The following is an 18,500-nucleotide window of genomic DNA, read 5'->3' on the forward strand; positions in this document are numbered from 1 at the left end:
CCTCTACCCTGTCCGTCAACCTGACTTTCCAATTCATGTTGACCTCGAGCGAGCCCATCATGCCCACAGCTTCCCACGCCGTCGCTCCCGATGCGAGCCTCCCGCCCGCCACCGGGGTGCGCCACGACTGGACCCTCGATGAGATCCAATCTCTCTTCGCCCTGCCCTTCAACGACCTGCTATTCAGGGCCCAGCGGGTGCATCGCAGCCACTTCGACCCCAACGCCGTCCAGGTTTCCACCCTGCTCTCGATCAAGACCGGCGCCTGCCCCGAAGACTGCAAGTATTGCCCCCAGTCCGGCCACTACAACACCGGCCTCGGCAAGGAGAAGCTGCTCGAGATCGAAAAGGTGGTGGAACAGGCCCAGGCGGCGAAGAACGCCGGTGCCAGCCGCTTCTGCATGGGCGCCGCCTGGAAGAGCCCACGCGAGCGCGACCTCGATGTGGTGCTCGAGATGGTGCGCCGGGTCAAGGCGCTGGGGCTCGAGACCTGCATGACCCTGGGCATGGTCGACGGCGACCAGGCCGATCGCCTGGCCGAGGCCGGACTCGACTATTACAACCACAACCTGGACACCTCGCCGGAGTATTACGGCGAGATCATCACCACCCGTACCTATGCCGACCGCCTGGAGACCCTGGGCCACGTGCGCGAGGCGGGCATGAAGGTGTGCGCCGGCGGCATCCTCGGCATGGGCGAGGCTCCCCGCGACCGAGCCGCGCTGCTGCAACAGCTGGCCCTTCTCGACCCGCACCCGGAGTCGGTGCCGATCAACATGCTGGTCAAGGTTCCCGGCACGCCGCTGGAGAACGTCCCGGATCTCGATCCCATCGACTTCATCCGCGCCATCGCCGTGGCGCGCATCCTGATGCCGGCAAGCCACGTACGACTTTCCGCCGGTCGCGAACAGATGGATGAATCGACCCAGGCGCTGGCCTTCCTGGCCGGCGCCAACTCCATCTTCTACGGTGACAAGCTGCTGACCACGTCCAACCCCCAGGCAGAGCGCGACCAGGCGCTGTTCGCCAAACTCGGCCTTCACCCGGAGGAGCGGCACACCCACGCCGACGACATCGATGCCCAGGCCGGGCTCGAGGCAGCCATGCAGCGCCAGGCGACCGACCGGGCCGCCGCCGACCTCGCCTACGATGCCGCCGAGGGCTGAGCCGAGCATGGTATCGTCACCGTACGACTGGCACGCCCGACTCGCCGAGCGGGCGGCTGAGCGCCGCACCGCGAGGCTGTGGCGCCAGCGCCACTGCCACGCCCCCGAAGCAGCGCTGGACTTCGCCGGCAATGACTACCTGGGTCTTGCCCGCGACCCGCGGCTTGCCGAAGCCATGGCGGTCGGCGCACGCCGCTACGGCGCTGGTGCCCGGGCCTCGCACCTGGTCAGCGGCCATCTCGCCGTGCACGAGACGCTGGAGGCTCGCCTGGCCGAACTCGTCGATCGCCCGAGGGCACTGCTCTTCTCCACCGGTTACATGGCCAACCTGGGCACCCTGCAGGCGCTCTGCGACCGTCACACTCTCCTTTACCAGGACCGTCTCAACCATGCCTCGCTGCTCGACGGCGCCGCACTCGCCGGCGCCCGGTCGCGACGCTTCCACCACCGCGACCGCGCCGATCTCGAGCGCCTGCTGGCCCGGGCCACGCAAGACATGCCCAGGCTGGTGGCCACCGATGGAGTGTTCAGCATGGACGGCGACATCGCCGACATCGCCGGGCTGGCCGAAACCGCCCGCCGTCACGGTGCCTGGCTGATGGTCGATGATGCCCACGGCCTGGGCGTGCTGGGCGAGGCCGGCGACGGCTGCGTGGGTCGTGCACATGGCGTCGAGACGGTACCGGTGCTGATCGGCACCCTGGGCAAGGCGCTGGGCACCGAGGGTGCCTTCGTGGCGGGTAGCCATGAACTGATCGAGCATCTGATCCAGTTCGCCCGTCCCTACGTCTACACCACGGCCCAATCGCCGGGGCTGGCGGCAGCCACCCTGGCAGCGCTGGACATTCTCGCTACCGAACCGGAACGCCGACAGCGGCTGCACACTCGGATCGCCCGCTTCCGCCATGAAGCCGGCCGCCTGGGCCTGCCACTGCGCGAGAGCGACACGCCAATCCAGCCATTGATGCTGGGCGACAGCGCCCGGGCGATGGCCTGGGCGAAACGGCTCGCCGAACAAGGCCTAGCGGTGGGGGCCATCCGCGAACCCACGGTACCCAGCGGCCAGGCCCGCCTGCGCATCACCCTCTCCTCCGCCCACAGCGACGATGACCTGGACGCCCTGCTGGACGCGCTGAGCGCCTGCCAGGCCAAGGAGGGTGCCGTGATACGGGAGACGGCCCCATGAAACGACTGGTACTCCTCGCGGGCTGGGGCTGCGATGCGCGCATCTGGGAGCTGCTGGCGCCCCATTTGCCGGAGGGCTGGGAAATCCACACTCCGGACTGGCCGGGCTACGCGGGCCGCGAGGCTCTCGCCGACCCCACCTCCATCGCGGCTCTGGCCGAGGCGATGGCCGACGACCTGCCGCAAGACGCCGTCTGGGTAGGCTGGTCGCTGGGCGGTCTGCTGGCCGGCGCCCTCCTCGACCACCTTCCCGCCCCGGCAGGCGTGATCCTGCTGGGGATGGGGCCACGGTTCTGTCACCCTTGCGGCATCACGGCCGGCGAACTCGCCGCCTTCCGACGCGCCTTCCTCCGCGACCCCGCAGCCGCGCTGATCCACTTCAGGCGCTGGCAACTTGCCGGCGAGCCGGCACCGCTCCTCACGCACCGGCGCCTGCGCGATCTGCTGGGCGATGCCCTCAATGCCGACACGCTCACCCTGGCTGCCGGTCTCGACTGGCTCGCGACGCTCGATGTCGAACGCCCAATCGCCGAAGTCCCCTGTCCCGTCCACCGCCTGGTAGGCGCCAACGACCCGCTCCTGGCGCCATCCCTGCGTGAGGCGGCCGACCGGTGCCTCGACGACGCCGGGCACTGTCCCATGCTCTCGCGGCCGCGCCGCCTGGCCGATGTCCTGACGGCACTGGCCCGAGAGTGCCACCCGGCAGGCGGCAGCGCGGCGCGTCATGAGGCATATCCGACATGAGCAACGCACTGCAGCCACGCACCGCGACACCAACCGACTGGCCGCGTCGGGTGGCACACGCTTTCTCGCGCGCCGCTCCCGACTACGCGCGTCTGGCCAGCGCCCAGCACGCCATGGGCGAACGGCTCTGGAGCCGTTTGCCGGAGCGGGCGACACGCATCCTCGATCTGGGTTGCGGTCCAGGGCAGTGGAGCGCCCGGCTCGCCGAACGATATGCGCCGGACGGCCATGTCACCGGGCTCGATCTGGCTCAAGGCATGCTCGCGGTAGCGCGCCGTGGCCAGGGCTCAGGGCGGCGGGTGAGCTGGCTGTGCGCCGATGCCGGTGCCCTGCCCCTGGCCGACGCCAGCCACGACCTGGTCTTTTCGAACCTGGCCATCCAGTGGTGCCCTGACCTGGATGAGGTGCTAGCCGAACTCTACCGCATCCTGCGGCCCGGCGGCCTCGCGCTGATCAACACCTTGGGCCCTGGCACCCTGGCCGAGGTGGCCCATGCCTGGGCGCGCCCTGGGCGCCCTGCCGATCTGCTCGACTTTCGCAACCGCGACCGGCATCTGGCCGCCGCCCGTCTGGCCAACTTCCGACGGGTAACGGTCACGGACGGTCGACCGCGCTTCCACTATCCCGACCTGGCAGGGGTCATGGCCTCCATCAAGGGCATCGGCGCCCAGACCGCCGGACGCGGAACCGGGCTGACACGCGCCGACTTGGCCCGCGCCACAGAGCGCTACGAGGCGCTGCGCGAGCCCGCGGGACTGCCGGTCACTTACCGGCTGCTGACCCTGGAGCTGAAACGCTGACATGGCTGCCTACTTCGTCACCGGTACCGACACCGACGCCGGCAAGACCCTGGTCACCGCCGGCCTGCTCGCCCTGGCTCGGCGCCGCGGGCTCACTACGCTCGGCCTCAAGCCCGTCGCCTCGGGCTGCGAGACGACACCCCAAGGTCTACGCAATGCCGACGCCCTGGCCCTGCAGGCCCAGAGCCATCCCACCGTGCCCTATGCCGTGGTGAATCCCCATGCTTTCGCCCCGGCCATCGCGCCCCACCTGGCCGCTCGCCGTGCGGGAGTCACGATCACCCTCGACACCCTGGCACAGCGGATTCGGGAGGGCCTGTCCCGCCGTCGCGACCTGACCCTGGTGGAGGGCGCCGGTGGCTGGCGCGTACCGCTGAACGACCGCGAGGACCTCGCCGAGCTGGCGTTGCACCTCCGGCTCCCGGTGATTCTCGTGGTGGGTCTGCGGCTGGGCTGTATCAGCCATGCGCGACTGACGGCAGAGGCGATCGCGGCCTCCGGTCTGCGCCTGGCCGGCTGGGCCGGGAGCCTGGTAGACCCTGCCTTTGCCGCCGACCGCACGCTCCATGACGACAACCTGGCCACTCTGGCGCGCACGCTCGATGCCCCCTGCCTGGGCATCCTGCCTCGCCTGACCGCGAGCGACCCGGGCGGCATGGCTGCGGCCGCTTCCGCTTACCTGGAGCTACCCGATGTCGATTGACTTGCCAGGGGGCGTCCGTACAATGTGGTCGCCTGCCTGTCCGTGCGGATGTGGTGGAATTGGTAGACACGCCAGATTTAGGTTCTGGTGCCTTCGGGCGTGGGAGTTCAAGTCTCCCCATCCGCACCATTTATCGCTTTAACCTACTGTTTTATATAGGCATACAGTCGCTTCCCTTCTCGATTCTAGTCCCCGCCGAGTCCCCGCGAGCACGAAGACGATGCGCATGACGCGTGCGTGCACACGTCATGCGCGCAGGAATCCTAGAATCCGTGGGGGGCTCGGAAAAAGGTACGAAAGGTAATGCGAGGCCGAAAACTAGCCTAACCGTATGATTTCTCAGCGATTCGAACGGGCGTCCAAAAGGTATTAAAAAGGTATCGTAAAGGTAAGATCGTACCTTTTGGAAAGGTGATTTCTTTGTTTTCTCTAACCCAATGAAATCAGATGCTTACGAGGAAAATACCTTTTGCATTACCTCTTCTTACCTTTTGGGGGTAATGCGCATGCCCTGTTATTTCAGTGGGTTACGGCTGAAAATCGGCGATATTACCGATATTACCTTTTTCCGAGCCCCCCCCCACCTTCTCAGAGTCGGCCCGCTGGCTTCTACGCTGTCGATCCCGCCGATTTCGCAGAAAAACGCAAGCATTCCCAAGCACTTACAATCATTGCTTCCGCCTCTGCTGACGCTGTTCCAGCGCAGCCGCAGGCGCGCAGAAAAAATGACACGCGAAGACCGCAGGCGGGGCGGGGTGTCGACGGCGCGCCGTGGGGCGCCAGGGGGGTGGCCAGGGGCTTCGGGGCGGTGAGTAGCGTTTGGCAAGCGCGCACGAAAAAGCCGCCCAAGATGGGCGGCTTTTTGGCCAGTGCGGTGACGACGTATATCGGGAACGTCTTCTAACCCGCCCAAGCTGGGCTGGCGGCCCCGTTCATCCGCTCGCCACGGGGCACGGCTTCCTGGCTACGGAGATGATAGGCGCATCCATCATGAGTATCAAACGCTCTCGGCCTGCAGGGAGTAGGGCCGGAAGCGCACGACCTCTTCGCCGACGATCTCGTTGATCTCCCTCATTGACTCCTGGAGCGGCTCGAGCTCGTTGGCCACGAACACGCGAGCGGCTTTCTCTACATCGCCGAATCCGGCGGTGTTCATGGGGATGATGCCCATCAACTGCGGGGGGATCCGGTGGCCGGCGAGCTGGTCGTCCCGGGTGATGTTCTTGATGTTGAGAAAGTCGTCCTTGGTGGCCACCTCACTGATAGGGATCAGCTGCACCCCGTCCTTCTTTCCCTTGGGCGAATACAGGAAGAGGTTGCGGAAGTTGCCCGGTCCTTTTGAATTCTTCAGGGCCTGGCGCATTTCGTCGATGTCCTTCTGGTCCTGGGCGGGGTCGTTGACGTAGAGGATGAACCCGGCATGGCTGCCGTTGAGGTAGTAGCGCCGCCGGAACAGCGTCGCGCTCTCGTTGAGCCAGGCCGACTGCAGGCTGCCGATGTAGTCGGGCACGCCGTAGATCGACTGATCGATGTCCGGCTCGAGTAGGTGGATCACCCGCCCCTGGGGGAGTTCGACTCGGTCCAGGTAATTGGGCACCCACCAGTAGCGGTCAGCCTCGATGCCGCCGCGGCGAACATATTTGGCGCGCAGATGGCGGAACGGCAGCCGCCGCCCGAGCCGGCCGCGCACGTCCTCGAGGTAGGCGTTGCCGAACACCAGGTAGTCGAGGGCGAGGCCGCTGAATACCTGCCGGCTCAGCAGAGGGTGGGGCTCGAATGTGCGAAGCAAGATGTTGCGTTTCACCTGCATGGCGCTGCCGTGGTGTGCGGTGGCGCGGTAGCTCTGCGCCAGGATCGAGAGCGGGATCGGCGGCTCATACCACTCGTCGGGCGAGAGCCAGACGCCCTCATACCAGATGTCGCGCATGCTGGTCACCGGCTCGGGATCGCCGAAGGTGAACGCCTCCATGTGCGAGCGTGACGCCTCCGCCGTTCCCGTTGACAGGTTGCCCGATTCGGTTGACACGGCACCGGGTTCTTCGGCCCGGTAGGCCGGCACGCGCACGCGTGGCTTGGCGGTAATGGTCTCGCTCATTCTGACATCTCCATGATGGACTGCCCGGTGCCTGTCTCTTCCGGGCCGTCGATAGGTTCGTGACTGAGGGCGTGCATGGTGGCCCACGCGAGATCCGCGTGGCCGGTCGCCTTGCTGCGCCCACTGTTGTAGGTCCACTGGCGCCCGCTCGGGGTCAGCTCTTTCTTGATGGCCATGAACGACTGGGCCATGTCAGCCCAACCGGCATCGAACTCCAGTCGGTTTTTCCGCATGATCTGCTGCGCCTGCATCACCAGCATGCCCTTGACCGCCGGGTCATAGCGGAAGCGCACTAGGGTGGGGAACCACTTCTCCACGTGCTCGGCCACTGCCTCGCCCAGCCCGGTGATGTCGATGCCGATATGCTCGATGTTGTACTTCTCGCGGAAGCTCTTGATGAAAGCCGCCTGGGCCTCGTAGTCCTCGCCCTTTAGCCTGTGCCGCTCGAGGATGCGGTGCCGCTCATCACGGGTGCGCGCCGGCAGCACCACTACCAGGCCGGCACCGTCGCCATCCTCGCCGGTACCGGTGGGGTCGTAGCCGATCCACACGCCGCGGTCGCCCACCGGGCGAGGCGCGAACGGCCGGTAGTCGTCCCACTCTTCCCAGCTGTCGACCATGCAGGGGTGGACCATCGCCAGGGGGAACGCCGACTGGCTGTCGTCCACGAACTGGCACATCAGCAGGTTGTTGAACTCGTCGACGCTGTACTCAAGCCGCAGCTGCTCGAGGTCGAACAGGTCGCAGCCGCCGGCGATGGCGTCCTCCACGGTGACGATCTGCCGCCACTGGCCGTCGGGGCACAGCGCCCCCTCGGCCAGGGCGGCGTGGCTCACGTCGAACTCCTGCCGCTCGGCCTTGGGCCGGCGAGAGTTGAACAGATCGCCCGACCAGAACGGGTAGGCCTCGTGGCCCAGCGAGCTCGGCGTCGAGAAGTAGGTCTGCCGCCACTTCTTGTGCATGGCCATGCCCGACGTGACCTTGCGGAACTCCTGGAAGCGGTGAATCCAGAAATACTCGTCGAGGTATACGTCGCCGTGATAGCCCTGAGCGGTTTTCGAGTTGGTGCCCAGGAAGTGCAGCTCGGCGCCGTTGTCGAGAATCAGCGGGTCGCCCTTGAGGTCGACGTCGCACACCTCCTTCACGAACTGGACGATGTAGCTCTTGAAGATGTGCGCCTGCGCCTTGCTCGCCGAGAGAAAGATCTTGTTCCTGCCGGTCTCGAAGGCGTCGACGATCGCCTCGCGGGCAAAGAAGAAGGTCGCGCCGATCTGGCGTGACTTCAGGATGTTGCGGATGCGGTGCTTCTGGCCCGCCTCATACCAGGTGAGCTGGTACTGAAAGCAGGTCTCGAGGAACGCCGCCTTGAGCTGCTCGATCTGTTCCTCGTCGAGGGCGTTGCGGCGTTGTTTGCGGCGCGGGGCTTCATTACGGGCGTTGATGTTGGGGTTCAGGTCCGCCTCGCGCCCGGTCTCGCTGTACTTGTGCACCCGGGCCAGCCGCTCGATCTGCCGGCCCAGCAGGTCGATCTCCTTGTAGTCCTTCCCCTCCTTGGGATCCTTGCCGATCAGCTGGACCATCCGCGCCTCGAGCGCGCCCTCGACCCGCTCGATGGGCGTGGCGCTGTCCCAGTCGTCGCGGCGTTTCCAGCTATGGATCGTCTTCACTTTTTCGCCGAGCAGCTCGGCGATACGCGCGATGCGCCACCCCTGCCAATAGAGATGGCGGGCGGTGACGCGCGGTGAATCCAGGGTGTCGGGGGGCACGGTTGTCATGCCGCCAGCGTACCCGCGCGCGTAAATCGCGCCGTGGCGGGCATGTTGTCCCGCCCCGCCGGCACAACGCCCCCGCATTGAGCCCGCAACGCCGCGCGCGGAACCTGACGGCACTAGCACTAAAGACCGACTGCCGACCAGCCAGCACCGAGGCCCCACATGGATAAATGGTTCCGCGTCGCCACACAAGGCGCCACGACAGACGGCCGCGAGATCTCACGCGAGTGGATCCAGCAGATGGCCGACAACTACGACCCCAAGAAGTACGGCGCCCGCGTGTGGATGGAGCACATGCGCGCCCTGGGGGCTGACAGCCATTTCGGCGCCCTGGGCGACGTCATCGCCGCAAAGGCCGAAGAGGTCGAGGACGGCAAGCTCGCGCTGTTCGTGCAGCTCGACCCCACCGAGCGGCTGAAAGAGATCAACAAGCAGCGCCAGAAGGTTTACACCAGCATCGAGGTGAACCCCAAGTTCGCCGACACCGGCGAAGCCTACCTCGAGGGCCTGGCGGTGACCGACTCCCCTGCGAGCCTCGGCACCGAGATGCTGCAGTTCAGCCGCGGCGCCGGCGACAAGTCGCCGCTCGCTGCGCGCAAGCAGCACCCCGACAACCTCTTCTCCGAGGCGGTGGAAACCGAGCTCGATTTCTCCGACGCCACGCCGCCGGCGGACCAGGGCCCGAGCCTGGCCGACCGCGTTAAGGCGCTGTTCAGGAAGCACGACGCCAAGACGAAGGAAGGGTTCGCCGCCTTCCGCGGCGAGCTAGAGCAGACCCTCGAGCTGTTCGTGCAAAAGCACAGCGCCCTGGCCGCCGATCTCGAAGCACGCCCCACCGCCGAGGCGTTCAACGAGCTGAAAGAGGCCCACGAGGCCACCAAGGCCAAGCTCGACGAGCTCTACACCAAGCTCGACCAAACCCCGGACACCCCGCCCCGCACGCCGGCTACCGGCGGTGGCGACGCCCAACTGACCGACTGCTGAGGATCACCACCCCATGCGCAACGATACCCGCAAGCAATTCAACCAGATGCGCGAACGCGTCGCGCATCTCTCCGGCGTCACCTCGGCGGCCGAGCAGTTCGCGGTAGAGCCCAGCGTCCAGCAGACGCTGGAAAGCCGCATCCAGGAGAGCTCCGAGTTCCTGGGCCGCATCAACGTGGTCGGCGTCGACGAGCTCAAGGGCCAGAAGATCGGCCTGGGCGTTACCGGCCCCATCGCCGGGCGCACGGATGTCACGGCCAATGACCGCTCACCGCGCGACGTGTCAGAACTCACCGATGCCACCTATGAGTGTGTGTCGACCGAGTTCGATACCTACATCCGCTGGGCTCAGCTCGACGCCTGGTCGCGCTTTCGCGATTTCCAGACCCGGGTGCGCAACGCCATCGTTCGCCAGCAGGCACTCGACCGCATCATGATCGGTTTCAACGGCACTTCCGCTGCCACCGAGACAGACCGCGGCGCCAACCCCATGCTGCAGGACGTCAACAAGGGCTGGCTGCAGAAGTACCGCGACCATTCCTCAGAGCGCGTGCTCACCGAAGGTGCCACGGCCGGCAAGGTCGTCATCGGACCTTCAGGTGACTACAAAAACCTCGATGCCCTGGTGTTCGACGCCGTCAACGAGATGGTCGATCCCTGGCACCGCGAGAGCACCGATCTCGTCGCGATCATGGGCCGCCAGCTTCTGGCCGACAAATATTTCCCGCTGATTCAGCAGCACGCCGAGACGCCCACCGAAGCGCGTGCCCTCGATCTGATCATCAGCCAGAAGCGTGTCGGCGGCCTGCAGGCGGTGCGGGTGCCTTTCGTTCCCGACGGCACCCTGCTGATCACCTCGCTGGCCAACCTCTCCATGTACTGGCAGCGCGGCTCGCGCCGTCGGCACATTCTCGACAACCCCAAGCGCAACCGCATCGAGAACTACGAGTCAAGCAACGACGCCTATGTCGTCGAAGACTACGGGTTCGGCTGCGTGGTCGAGAACATCGAGTTCGCCGAGTAAGGATCCGACATGCTGAGCCCCGCCCGCAAGCACTACCAGCGTGCCCGCGCCGCGAAAGCGGCGGGGGCCGCCGAGCCCACACTCCCCCAGAACGGCGAGCAGTACGAGCTGATGGCCGCCGTTCTCTGGGAAGCCCGCCGCACGCTCAAGGGCATCAAGTCCGTCCAGGCCAAGATCGAGAAAAAGCGCGAGCTGCTGCCCGAGTTCACGCCCTACATCGAGGGCGTTCTGGCCGCCGGCAACGGCGCCCAAGACGACGTGCTGATGACCGCCCTGGTGTGGCGCATCGATACCGGCGACCTCGCCGACGCCCTGGACATCGCCGAGTACGCCATGAAGCACAACCTGCAGACGCCCGACCGCTACGAGCGCGACACCCCCAGCCTGATCGCCGAGGAGATCGCCGACCAGGCCCTGCGCATGCTCGCCGAGGAAGGCGCCGACGCCCCTGCCCTGGTCGACATCCTCGTCCGCGCACGGCGCATCACCGACGACCACGACATGCACGACGAGATTCGCGCCAAGCTGCACAAGGCCCTCGGCTACGCCTTCCGTGCAGGCGGATACCCGACGGAAGCGCTGAATCACCTCCAGGAAGCCCTCGCCCTCAACGAGCGCGTGGGCGTGAAGAAGGACATCGAAAAGCTCGAGCGCGAGCTGAAGAACGCTGCCCAGGGCGACACCGCCCAGGGCGACACCGCCCAGGGCTGACACCGAGTCGTACGCCGACGCCAAGGGGGCGCCGGGGGAGAGCGGGCCAAACGCCCCATCTCGTCGATCCCGGCCCACCCCCTTCTTATCTGAGACGCCGCCATGTCCCTCATCGCCGCCGGTACCGGAACCGCCGAAACGCCACTCGAAGAGCTGGCCAACAACGGCTTTTGGCCTGCCGTCTCACCGACCGAGTTCCGCGACGTGCAGCGCATCGACGGCACCGTCACCGACGCCCGCCTGCTGCACGCCCTGCGCGTGGCCATGGCCGACGTCAACCGCCAGCTCGCCGACTACCAGCTCGAGCAGCAGGCCGAGGGCATCGCCACCGTCGCGGAGATTCCCCTAGAGCCCTGGCACATCGAGGGCCACCACGCCCAGCTCTACCGCCGCGCCGTGTACAGCCAGGCCCACGCCGAGCTGCTCGAGCGCTACCGCGACGTTTCCGCCACCGCCGAGGGCGACGAGCGCGGCGAAGCCAAGGATCTCGCCGCTGACGACGTGCGCGCCGACGCGCGCTGGGCCATCGCCGAGCTCACCGGACGCACCCACACCACGGTGGAGTTGATCTGATGACGATCACGGTACGCGCCCAACAAGGCGACACCCTCGACGCGCTCTGCCACCGCCATCTGCGCGCCACGGCCGCCGTCACCGAGCAGGCGCTCGCGCTGAACCCGGGCCTGGCCGAGCTCGGTCCGGTGCTGCCCGAGGGCCACGCCGTCACCCTGCCCGAGGCCGCCCCTCAGCCCGAGCGCAATGACACCATCAACCTCTGGAGCTGATAAGGACTCGCATGCCCCGGACCGACGGAAACCCGACCATGTTCGAGCGACACCTGCAAACCGGCATTCAGATACTGCTCGTCGCCCTGCTCGGCTGGGCCGGGCTCGAGCTCGTCAACCTCGGCAAGAATACCGCCGTGCTGCAAGAGCGCCTCGCCTACCAAGGCCAGCTCATCGAAGAGCTGCGAAAAGAGCTGCGCGACTGGAGCAACCTCTACTACCGCAAGAGCGACGCCGACCGCGAAATCGGCAACCTCAAGCGCGACGTCCAGCGGCTGGGCGAGCGCGTCACCGATCTGGAGGAGCGCGAGCCATGACCCTGATTCGCCACGGCGACACCGGCTACCCCGTCGAGGCCATCCAGCGCGATCTCGCGCGCCACGGCCTCGACCTGGCCATCGACGGCGTATTCGGCCCCGCCACCGAGGCCGCCGTGCGCCGCTTCCAGCGCGAACACGGGCTGGTGATCGACGGCGTGGTCGGCCGCAAGACGCGCCGCGCCCTCACCCAAGGCGACGACCCCAAAGCCCTGCGCCAGATCGACTTGGTCGGCGCCGCCGAGACCCTCGAGGTCGATCTCGCCGCGGTGATGGCCGTCAACGAAGTCGAGAGCCGCGGCGTGGGCATGCACCACGGCGGCCCACGCAATGGCGAGCCGGTGATCCTCTTCGAGCGCCACATCATGCGCCGCCGGCTCGAGCACCACGGCGTGAGCCCCGTCGAGTACGAGCGCAGCCATCCCAGCCTGGTCAACGCAAAGCCGGGCGGCTACATCGGCGGCCACCGCGAGCACGACCGGCTCGACCAGGCCGCCTACCTGCACCCCACCTCTGCCATCGAATCCGCCAGTTGGGGGCTATTCCAGATCATGGGATTCCACTGGGAGCGGCTCGGCTACCGCACTGTCGGTGACTGGGCCAACGCCATGGCGCACAGCGAAGCCCGCCAGCTCGAGGCCTTCGTGCGCTTCATCGAAGCCGACCGCGCCCTGCACCGCGCCCTGAAGGAGCACGACTGGCGCGATTTCGCCCGCCGCTATAACGGCCCCGCCTACGCCAAGAACGACTACGACACCAAGCTCGCCGCCGCCCATCGGCGGCACAGCCACGACCTGGAGCGCGCCGCATGAAACTGATCGGCAATATCCTCGGCACCGTCGCCGGCCCGATGTTCGACGTCATCGACAAGGCCGTCACCGACAAGGACGAAGCCAACCGCCTCAAGGCCGAGATCCAGCGCCGCCTGATCGACCAGCAGGACGCCGCCCTGCAGGCACAGATGAAGATCATCCTGGCCGAGGCCACCGGCGAAAGCTGGGCGCAGCGCAACTGGCGCCCGGTGCTGATGCTCACCATCGTTGCCATCGTCGCCAACAACTACCTGCTCGCCCCCTACCTCGGCGCGATGTTCGGCGTCGGCCTGCAGCTCGAGCTGCCCGAGGCGCTGTGGAACCTGATGACCCTCGGCGTGGGCGGCTACATCGCCGGGCGCAGCGGCGAGAAGATCGTCGGCCAGATCAAGGGAAAGCGCGGCAACTTCCTGGATGAGGTCGACAAGTGAACAAGCTCCACGCCCTGCGTAAGCACCTGATCGACGCCGTGCCCGAGCTCAAGCGCGGTCCGGAAAAGCTGCTCACCTTCGTGCAGGACGGCACCATCGCCTTCGCCCGCGGCCAGCACTTGAGCCATGAGTACCGCGTCGACGCCCAGCTCGTCGTCACCGACTATTCGGGCTCTCTCGACACGCTCATGATCCCGCTGCTGCAGTGGCTCAGCCGCTACCAGCCCGACCTCGAGCCCGACGAGGCCATTCGCCTCGAAGCGGAGATCCTCAGCAATCAGTCGTGGGATCTCGCCCTGACGGTGCGCCTCACCGAGCGCGTCGTCGCCCTGGTGGACTGCGACGCCGGCACCATCAACGCCGAGCACCGCATGCCCGCCTACCCCATCGAGGCCTGCCCGGCACTCAGCTGGCAGCTGCACGTCAAAGCCCCCGGCGACGACGACTACCGGCTCGCCAGCGAGTGGGAGAGCCCAACCGATGGCGGATGATCTGCGCGCCCTGGAGGACTGGGTCGATCCGCTGCTCGAGCGAATCGAACCCCGCGAGCGCGCCCGCCTCGCCCGCCAGATCGCCCGGCAGCTGCGCATCAACCAGCGGCAACGCATCAAGGCCCAGCAGAACCCCGACGGCACCGCCTACGAGCCGCGTGCCACCCTGCGCGGCCAGAGCGGCAGCATCCGCCGCAAGGCCATGTTCTCGAAGCTACGCACCGCCAAGTACCTCAAGGCCAAGGGCAGCGCCTCGGCGGCGACCATCAGCTTCATCGGCCGCGTGGCCCGCATCGCCCGCGTGCACCACTACGGCCTGCGCGACCGCGTCGAGCCCGGCGGGCCCACCCACCACTACCCCGAGCGGCGCCTGCTCGGCGTCAGCCGCGAGGACCGCGAGTTCATCCGTGACAGCCTGATCGACCACCTCACCTAGCCGCTGTTGTCCCGCCCCGCCGGTACAACGCCCGGCGCTACCCCTGCGCGCGCGGCCCGCACAGCATGGCCGCATGAGCCGATCCCCCGCATCGCACAGCGCCGCCGAGTTGCTGCGCCTGATCCACAACCTGGTCCGCCTGGGCACCATCGCCGAGGTGGATCATTCCGCGCGCAAGCTGCGCGTGCAGGTGGGTCGGGCGGGCGAGATCACCACTGCCTGGCTCGACTGGCCCGTCGAAATGGGCCGCAACTATCGCCGCTGGCGGCCGCTGAGGAAGGGCCAACAGGTCGTGCTCTCGTGCCCCGGGGGCGATCTCGTCCAGGCCAAGATCACCGGCATGCTGTACAGCTCGGCGCTTTCTGCACCCTCTGACAACCCCGACCTCGACCTGATCGAGTTCGACGACGGCGCGCGGTTTCAGTACGACAGCGCCGCCCACGAGTACATCGCCGAGACCGGCAGCAGCCGCGTCACCATGGACCGCGACCGCATCCTGCTTTCCAGCAACGGCAGCACCCTGGAGCTGGACGAAAGCGGCATCCGCCTGAATGGCGCCGAGATTCACCTGAACTGAGGACACCGCATGCCCGCAGTGACACGCAAAGGCGACAGCTGCACCGGCCACGGCGATTTTCCGCCCCGGGCCAGCACCGGCGGCAGCGGTAACGTCTATGCCAACGGCATCGCCGTGCACCGCCAGGGTGATGGCTGGGCCACGCACTGCAACAGCGTGCCCAGCTGCCACGGCGGCAGCCTGGCCGCCGGCTCTTCCAGCGTCTACGCCAACGGCGCCCAGCTTGGCCGCATCGGCGACCCCGTCGACTGCGGCTCGTCTGTCGCCGCCGGCTCCGGCAACGTCTACGCGGGGGGCTGAGCATGTCAGGCATGAACGCCACCACCGGCCGCCGCCTCGAACGCCTCGAGCACATCCGCCAGTCCGGGCGCGATATCCTCACTACGCCCATTGGTACACGCGTCATGCGCCGCGAGTACGGCAGCCTGCTGCCCGAGCTGATCGACCGGCCGCTCACCGACGCCCTGCTGCTGCAGGCCTACGCCGCGGCGGTGATGGCGATCATCCGCTGGGAGCCGCGCATCCGCGTCACCGCCGTGCGCCGTAGCGTCTCGGCCAGCCAGTCTGGCCGCGCCACGCTCGAGATCGACGGCCAGACCGTCGACGGCCAGCCCATCCGCGTGGAGGCGCCCATCGCATGAGCGGCACCATCGATCTCTCCCAGCTCCCCGCGCCTCGGGTCGTCGAAGCGCTCGACTTCGATAGCGTGCTGGCCGAGCGCAAGGCGCGCCTGCTCGATCTGGTACCGGCCAGCCAGCGCACTGAGGTCGAGGAAACCCTCGCGCTGGAAAGCGAGCCGCTGACCAAGCTGCTGGAGGAGTCGGCCTACCGCGAACTGGTCTGGCGGCAGCGCGTCAACGAGGCCGCCAAGGCCGTCATGCTCGCCTACGCCCGCGAGGATGACCTCGACAACCTGGTGGCCAACTACGAGGTCGAGCGCCTTGTGATCGACGAGGGCGACCCCGACGCCACCCCGCCGGTACCGCCAACCTATGAGTCTGACGACGACCTGCGCCTGCGCGCCCAGCAGGCCTGGGAGGGCCTGAGCGTCGCCGGCCCGCGCGGCGCCTACGAGTACCACGCCCTCTCCGCCGATGGGCGCGTGGCCGATGCCACCGCCATCAGCCCCGAGCCCTGCGAGGCCCTGGTCACCCTGCTCAGCACCGAGGGCAACGGCCGCGCCGATGCCGAGCTGATCGAGATCGTCGAGAAGGCCCTCTCCGCCGAGGACATCCGCCCCGTGGGCGACCGCCTCACCGTGCAGTCGGCCGCCATCACCGACTACGCCATCGACGCCACCCTCTACGTCTACCCGGGGCCCGAGCAGGAGCCCATCCTCGAGGCCGCCGAGGCGGCGCTCGCCACCTACATCACCGAGCAGCGACGCCTCGGCCGCGACATCCGCATCTCTGCCATCCACGCCGCCCTGCACGTCGAGGGGGTTCAGCGCGTCGAGCTCGCCGCGCCCGCCGCCGACGTCGTGCTCGACGATACCCAGGCCGCCCACTGCACCGGCGTCGAGCTCGTGATCGGGGGCAGCGATGAGTGATCGCCGGCCGCTGCTGCCGCCCAACGGCACGCCGCTCGAGCGTGCCGCCGCCGAGGCACTGGCCGAGATCCAGCGCGTGCCGGTACCGCTGCGCGATCTGTGGCGCCCGGCCACCTGCCCGGCCCACCTGCTGCCCTATCTGGCTTGGGCCTTCTCGGTGGACCGCTGGGATCCCGCCTGGTCCGAGGCCGCCAAGCGCGACGTCATCGCCACCGCGTTCTATGTGCATCGCAAGAAAGGCACCATCTCGGCGCTGCGCCGGGTGGTCGAGCCGCTGGGCTATCTGCTCGAGGTCGTGGAATGGTGGGAAACCGAGCCGGCCGGCACGCCCGGCACCTTCTCGCTGCGCATCGGCGTGCTCGACACCGGCATCACCGAGGCCATGTACACAGAGCTCGAGCGGCTCATCGACGACGCCAAGCCGCTGACACGCCACATCGTCGGACTCGATCTCGCCGGCGAGAGCCGCGGCAAAACCTACGTGGCCACCGCCGCCTACGACGGCGACGTCACCTCGGTCATGCCCTTCGTCGCCACCGAGACCGAGGTCACCGGGCTCATGTATCTCGGCGCCGCCACCGACAGCATCGATACCGCCACCGTTTACCCGCTCTGATAGCGAGAGGAGCCACGCATGCCCCAGTTCTACACCCTGCTCACGGACGTTGGTCAGAACAAGCTGGCTAATGCCGTCGCCCTGGGCGGCACGATCGAGATCACCGAATTGGCCGTCGGCGACGGCGGCGGCAGCCTGCCTACGCCGGATAGCAGCGCCGAATCACTCGTCAACGAGGTGCGCCGCGCGGCCATCAACGCCAGCCAGACCCACCCCGACAACCCCAGCTGGATCGTGGTCGAGCAGGTGCTGCCGCCCGACGTCGGTGGCTGGACGATCCGCGAGATCGGCATATATGACGTCGACGGCGACCTGATCGGCTACGGCAACTACCCCGAGACCTACAAGCCGGTGCTCAGCGAAGGCAGCTCGCGCACCCAGACCGTGCGCTTCGTCCTCGAGGTCAGCGACACCGCCGCCGTCACCCTCAAGGTCGATCCCAGCGTGGTGCTCGCCACCCGCGAATACGTGGATGACGAGCGCGCCGAGCACGAGGCCAGTCGCGCCCACCCGGCCGCCACCGAAGCCGCCCAGGGCATGCTGCAACTCGCCACCAGCCAGCAGCACCGCGACGGCACCCGCACCGACCGCGCCGTGCACCCTGCCGGCCTCAAGGCTGCCCTGGACAACCGCATGCCCATCACCAGTCACAAGCTCGTCGTCATCAACGGCGCCCTCGCCATGGAGGAGATCTAACCCATGTACGGCTACCCCAAGATCATCCAGACCCGGCACGACGTGGAGTACCTCGTCGGCTACCTGGGCAGCAAATGGGCCACGCAAGAGAACATCGCCCGCGGCCTCGCTTTCCTGCGCGGCCTGCGCGACAACACCACCGTCTATGTCTTCGACCGGGCGTTGGCCGAGGGCGAGGAACCCGACGGCGCCGAGCCCGCCTATCGCGTCATGCAAGACGAGGAAGGCGAGCGCCACCAGTACCGACTAGAGGAAAACCCGCGCGCCCCCATCTTCCGCCTCGGCTTCACCGTGGAAGAAGTCGACAGCCTGATCACCACCATCGAGGGAGCACAGTAAATGGCCACTGGCGACAAGTTCATCATCCCCGCCCAGGCCGCCGGCTTTGCCAGCCTATTCGGCCACATCGAGAAGGGCACCGGCGACACCCTCCATATTCCGGAGGGGATGCTCAATATCGGCGGTAACGGCCTCGGCTTCCTGCTCGATTCGCGGGCCAACTGGGACCCCGCCGCCAACAGCGATGGCAGCTTCTCGAGCCTCGCCCTGGGCGACGACATCTACCTCTACGCCGTGCGCGACTACAGCGGACTGGCCGCCCTGGTC

General features: G+C 67.4%; 25 protein-coding genes and 1 tRNA gene. 24 read left to right on the forward strand and 2 right to left on the reverse strand.

Annotated features, from left to right (window positions below):
• Positions 1–59: 59 nt before the first annotated feature.
• The 6 genes from bioB to BLP96_RS07395 all read left to right on the forward strand — a co-directional run bounded on the left by bioB (position 60) and on the right by BLP96_RS07395 (position 4,727).
• A complete protein-coding gene (gene bioB / locus BLP96_RS07370) occupies positions 60–1,166 on the forward strand; it encodes a biotin synthase BioB (protein WP_089684615.1) in 1,107 nt (368 codons plus the stop codon).
• Positions 1,167–1,173: 7 nt separating this feature from the next.
• Positions 1,174–2,352 carry an 8-amino-7-oxononanoate synthase gene (gene bioF / locus BLP96_RS07375; protein ID WP_089684617.1) on the forward strand — a complete coding sequence of 393 codons (1,179 nt, stop codon included), beginning with the start codon at positions 1,174–1,176 and terminating at the stop codon, positions 2,350–2,352.
• Entirely contained in the window at positions 2,349–3,095 is a 747-nt protein-coding gene (locus tag BLP96_RS07380) for an alpha/beta fold hydrolase (protein WP_089684619.1), read from the forward strand. Before bioF ends, BLP96_RS07380 begins: the two co-directional genes overlap by 4 nt.
• Positions 3,092–3,895, forward strand: a complete 804-nt coding sequence (locus BLP96_RS07385; RefSeq protein ID WP_089684621.1) for a malonyl-ACP O-methyltransferase — start codon at positions 3,092–3,094, stop codon at positions 3,893–3,895. Before BLP96_RS07380 ends, BLP96_RS07385 begins: the two co-directional genes overlap by 4 nt.
• A 1-nt stretch (position 3,896) precedes the next feature.
• A complete protein-coding gene (gene bioD, locus BLP96_RS07390) occupies positions 3,897–4,598 on the forward strand; it encodes a dethiobiotin synthase (RefSeq protein ID WP_089684623.1) in 702 nt (233 codons plus the stop codon).
• Between the two features lie 44 nt (positions 4,599–4,642).
• Positions 4,643–4,727 (forward strand) — tRNA-Leu (locus BLP96_RS07395).
• Between the two features lie 868 nt (positions 4,728–5,595).
• On the opposite strand, the gene BLP96_RS07400 is transcribed toward BLP96_RS07395, so the two are convergent.
• Complete coding sequence (locus BLP96_RS07400) at positions 5,596–6,693, reverse strand: phage portal protein (RefSeq protein ID WP_089684625.1); 1,098 nt, start codon at positions 6,691–6,693, stop codon at positions 5,596–5,598.
• Complete coding sequence (locus BLP96_RS07405; RefSeq protein ID WP_089684627.1) at positions 6,690–8,468, reverse strand: terminase large subunit domain-containing protein; 1,779 nt, start codon at positions 8,466–8,468, stop codon at positions 6,690–6,692. The genes BLP96_RS07400 and BLP96_RS07405 overlap by 4 nt, the downstream gene beginning before the upstream one ends.
• Positions 8,469–8,627: 159 nt before the next feature.
• Between BLP96_RS07405 and BLP96_RS07410 the strand changes: the two genes are divergently transcribed.
• From BLP96_RS07410 to BLP96_RS07495, 18 genes are all read left to right on the forward strand, one after another.
• Positions 8,628–9,449: a GPO family capsid scaffolding protein gene (locus tag BLP96_RS07410; protein ID WP_089684629.1), complete on the forward strand. Its 822-nt coding sequence runs from the start codon at positions 8,628–8,630 to the stop codon at positions 9,447–9,449.
• 13 nt (positions 9,450–9,462) lie between these two features.
• Complete coding sequence (locus tag BLP96_RS07415) at positions 9,463–10,473, forward strand: phage major capsid protein, P2 family (protein WP_089684631.1); 1,011 nt, start codon at positions 9,463–9,465, stop codon at positions 10,471–10,473.
• Between the two features lie 9 nt (positions 10,474–10,482).
• Positions 10,483–11,184 (forward strand): phage terminase small subunit, encoded by a 702-nt coding sequence (gene gpM / locus BLP96_RS07420; RefSeq protein WP_089684632.1) that lies wholly within the window; start codon positions 10,483–10,485, stop codon positions 11,182–11,184.
• A 102-nt stretch (positions 11,185–11,286) separates the two neighbouring features.
• Positions 11,287–11,757 carry a head completion/stabilization protein gene (locus BLP96_RS07425; protein WP_089684634.1) on the forward strand — a complete coding sequence of 157 codons (471 nt, stop codon included), beginning with the start codon at positions 11,287–11,289 and terminating at the stop codon, positions 11,755–11,757.
• On the forward strand, positions 11,757–11,969 hold the full coding sequence (locus BLP96_RS07430) for a tail protein X (protein ID WP_089684636.1): 213 nt from the start codon (positions 11,757–11,759) through the stop codon (positions 11,967–11,969). Before BLP96_RS07425 ends, BLP96_RS07430 begins: the two co-directional genes overlap by 1 nt.
• Before the next feature lie 38 nt (positions 11,970–12,007).
• Positions 12,008–12,286, forward strand: a complete 279-nt coding sequence (locus BLP96_RS07435; RefSeq protein WP_089684638.1) for a hypothetical protein — start codon at positions 12,008–12,010, stop codon at positions 12,284–12,286.
• Complete coding sequence (locus BLP96_RS07440) at positions 12,283–13,098, forward strand: N-acetylmuramidase domain-containing protein (RefSeq protein WP_089684640.1); 816 nt, start codon at positions 12,283–12,285, stop codon at positions 13,096–13,098. Before BLP96_RS07435 ends, BLP96_RS07440 begins: the two co-directional genes overlap by 4 nt.
• A complete protein-coding gene (locus BLP96_RS07445; RefSeq protein WP_218118587.1) occupies positions 13,095–13,529 on the forward strand; it encodes a 3TM-type holin in 435 nt (144 codons plus the stop codon). The genes BLP96_RS07440 and BLP96_RS07445 overlap by 4 nt, the downstream gene beginning before the upstream one ends.
• Positions 13,526–14,020, forward strand: coding sequence for a phage tail protein (locus BLP96_RS07450; protein ID WP_089684642.1), 495 nt, complete (start codon positions 13,526–13,528; stop codon positions 14,018–14,020). Before BLP96_RS07445 ends, BLP96_RS07450 begins: the two co-directional genes overlap by 4 nt.
• Positions 14,010–14,456 carry a phage virion morphogenesis protein gene (locus BLP96_RS07455; protein ID WP_089684645.1) on the forward strand — a complete coding sequence of 149 codons (447 nt, stop codon included), beginning with the start codon at positions 14,010–14,012 and terminating at the stop codon, positions 14,454–14,456. The genes BLP96_RS07450 and BLP96_RS07455 overlap by 11 nt, the downstream gene beginning before the upstream one ends.
• A 73-nt stretch (positions 14,457–14,529) precedes the next feature.
• Entirely contained in the window at positions 14,530–15,033 is a 504-nt protein-coding gene (locus tag BLP96_RS07460; RefSeq protein ID WP_089684647.1) for a phage baseplate assembly protein V, read from the forward strand.
• A gap of 9 nt (positions 15,034–15,042) precedes the next feature.
• Positions 15,043–15,333, forward strand: coding sequence for a PAAR domain-containing protein (locus tag BLP96_RS07465; RefSeq protein ID WP_089684650.1), 291 nt, complete (start codon positions 15,043–15,045; stop codon positions 15,331–15,333).
• Between the two features lie 11 nt (positions 15,334–15,344).
• Positions 15,345–15,674, forward strand: a complete 330-nt coding sequence (locus tag BLP96_RS07470) for a GPW/gp25 family protein (protein ID WP_245682192.1) — start codon at positions 15,345–15,347, stop codon at positions 15,672–15,674.
• Entirely contained in the window at positions 15,671–16,582 is a 912-nt protein-coding gene (locus BLP96_RS07475; RefSeq protein ID WP_089684654.1) for a baseplate assembly protein, read from the forward strand. The genes BLP96_RS07470 and BLP96_RS07475 overlap by 4 nt, the downstream gene beginning before the upstream one ends.
• A complete protein-coding gene (locus BLP96_RS07480) occupies positions 16,575–17,198 on the forward strand; it encodes a phage tail protein I (protein WP_089684656.1) in 624 nt (207 codons plus the stop codon). Before BLP96_RS07475 ends, BLP96_RS07480 begins: the two co-directional genes overlap by 8 nt.
• A gap of 18 nt (positions 17,199–17,216) precedes the next feature.
• A complete protein-coding gene (locus BLP96_RS07485) occupies positions 17,217–17,894 on the forward strand; it encodes a phage tail protein (RefSeq protein WP_089684658.1) in 678 nt (225 codons plus the stop codon).
• Between the two features lie 3 nt (positions 17,895–17,897).
• Positions 17,898–18,233, forward strand: coding sequence for a hypothetical protein (locus BLP96_RS07490; RefSeq protein WP_089684660.1), 336 nt, complete (start codon positions 17,898–17,900; stop codon positions 18,231–18,233).
• On the forward strand, positions 18,234–18,500 hold a 267-nt coding region (locus BLP96_RS07495), incomplete at its 3' end, for a hypothetical protein (RefSeq protein WP_218118588.1).

Origin of the sequence: Billgrantia gudaonensis, assembly GCF_900100195.1 — a bacterium.
In the GTDB taxonomy this organism is placed as follows: domain Bacteria; phylum Pseudomonadota; class Gammaproteobacteria; order Pseudomonadales; family Halomonadaceae; genus Halomonas; species Halomonas gudaonensis.

Excerpts from the sequence above, each read along its gene's own strand:
- BLP96_RS07460 (WP_089684647.1), top strand. The coding sequence starts at position 14,530 with ATGAGCCGATCCCCCGCATCGCACAGCGCCGCCGAGTTGCTGCGCCTG.
- BLP96_RS07425 (WP_089684634.1), top strand. The coding sequence starts at position 11,287 with ATGTCCCTCATCGCCGCCGGTACCGGAACCGCCGAAACGCCACTCGAA.
- BLP96_RS07400 (WP_089684625.1), bottom strand. The coding sequence starts at position 6,693 with ATGAGCGAGACCATTACCGCCAAGCCACGCGTGCGCGTGCCGGCCTAC.
- BLP96_RS07380 (WP_089684619.1), top strand. The coding sequence starts at position 2,349 with ATGAAACGACTGGTACTCCTCGCGGGCTGGGGCTGCGATGCGCGCATC.
- BLP96_RS07465 (WP_089684650.1), top strand. The coding sequence starts at position 15,043 with ATGCCCGCAGTGACACGCAAAGGCGACAGCTGCACCGGCCACGGCGAT.
- BLP96_RS07435 (WP_089684638.1), top strand. The coding sequence starts at position 12,008 with ATGTTCGAGCGACACCTGCAAACCGGCATTCAGATACTGCTCGTCGCC.
- BLP96_RS07415 (WP_089684631.1), top strand. The coding sequence starts at position 9,463 with ATGCGCAACGATACCCGCAAGCAATTCAACCAGATGCGCGAACGCGTC.
- BLP96_RS07445 (WP_218118587.1), top strand. The coding sequence starts at position 13,095 with ATGAAACTGATCGGCAATATCCTCGGCACCGTCGCCGGCCCGATGTTC.
- BLP96_RS07440 (WP_089684640.1), top strand. The coding sequence starts at position 12,283 with ATGACCCTGATTCGCCACGGCGACACCGGCTACCCCGTCGAGGCCATC.
- BLP96_RS07405 (WP_089684627.1), bottom strand. The coding sequence starts at position 8,468 with ATGACAACCGTGCCCCCCGACACCCTGGATTCACCGCGCGTCACCGCC.
- BLP96_RS07455 (WP_089684645.1), top strand. The coding sequence starts at position 14,010 with ATGGCGGATGATCTGCGCGCCCTGGAGGACTGGGTCGATCCGCTGCTC.
- BLP96_RS07470 (WP_245682192.1), top strand. The coding sequence starts at position 15,345 with ATGAACGCCACCACCGGCCGCCGCCTCGAACGCCTCGAGCACATCCGC.
- BLP96_RS07385 (WP_089684621.1), top strand. The coding sequence starts at position 3,092 with ATGAGCAACGCACTGCAGCCACGCACCGCGACACCAACCGACTGGCCG.
- BLP96_RS07410 (WP_089684629.1), top strand. The coding sequence starts at position 8,628 with ATGGATAAATGGTTCCGCGTCGCCACACAAGGCGCCACGACAGACGGC.
- bioF (WP_089684617.1), top strand. The coding sequence starts at position 1,174 with ATGGTATCGTCACCGTACGACTGGCACGCCCGACTCGCCGAGCGGGCG.
- BLP96_RS07485 (WP_089684658.1), top strand. The coding sequence starts at position 17,217 with ATGCCCCAGTTCTACACCCTGCTCACGGACGTTGGTCAGAACAAGCTG.
- BLP96_RS07480 (WP_089684656.1), top strand. The coding sequence starts at position 16,575 with ATGAGTGATCGCCGGCCGCTGCTGCCGCCCAACGGCACGCCGCTCGAG.
- gpM (WP_089684632.1), top strand. The coding sequence starts at position 10,483 with ATGCTGAGCCCCGCCCGCAAGCACTACCAGCGTGCCCGCGCCGCGAAA.
- BLP96_RS07475 (WP_089684654.1), top strand. The coding sequence starts at position 15,671 with ATGAGCGGCACCATCGATCTCTCCCAGCTCCCCGCGCCTCGGGTCGTC.
- bioD (WP_089684623.1), top strand. The coding sequence starts at position 3,897 with ATGGCTGCCTACTTCGTCACCGGTACCGACACCGACGCCGGCAAGACC.
- bioB (WP_089684615.1), top strand. The coding sequence starts at position 60 with ATGCCCACAGCTTCCCACGCCGTCGCTCCCGATGCGAGCCTCCCGCCC.
- BLP96_RS07430 (WP_089684636.1), top strand. The coding sequence starts at position 11,757 with ATGACGATCACGGTACGCGCCCAACAAGGCGACACCCTCGACGCGCTC.
- BLP96_RS07490 (WP_089684660.1), top strand. The coding sequence starts at position 17,898 with ATGTACGGCTACCCCAAGATCATCCAGACCCGGCACGACGTGGAGTAC.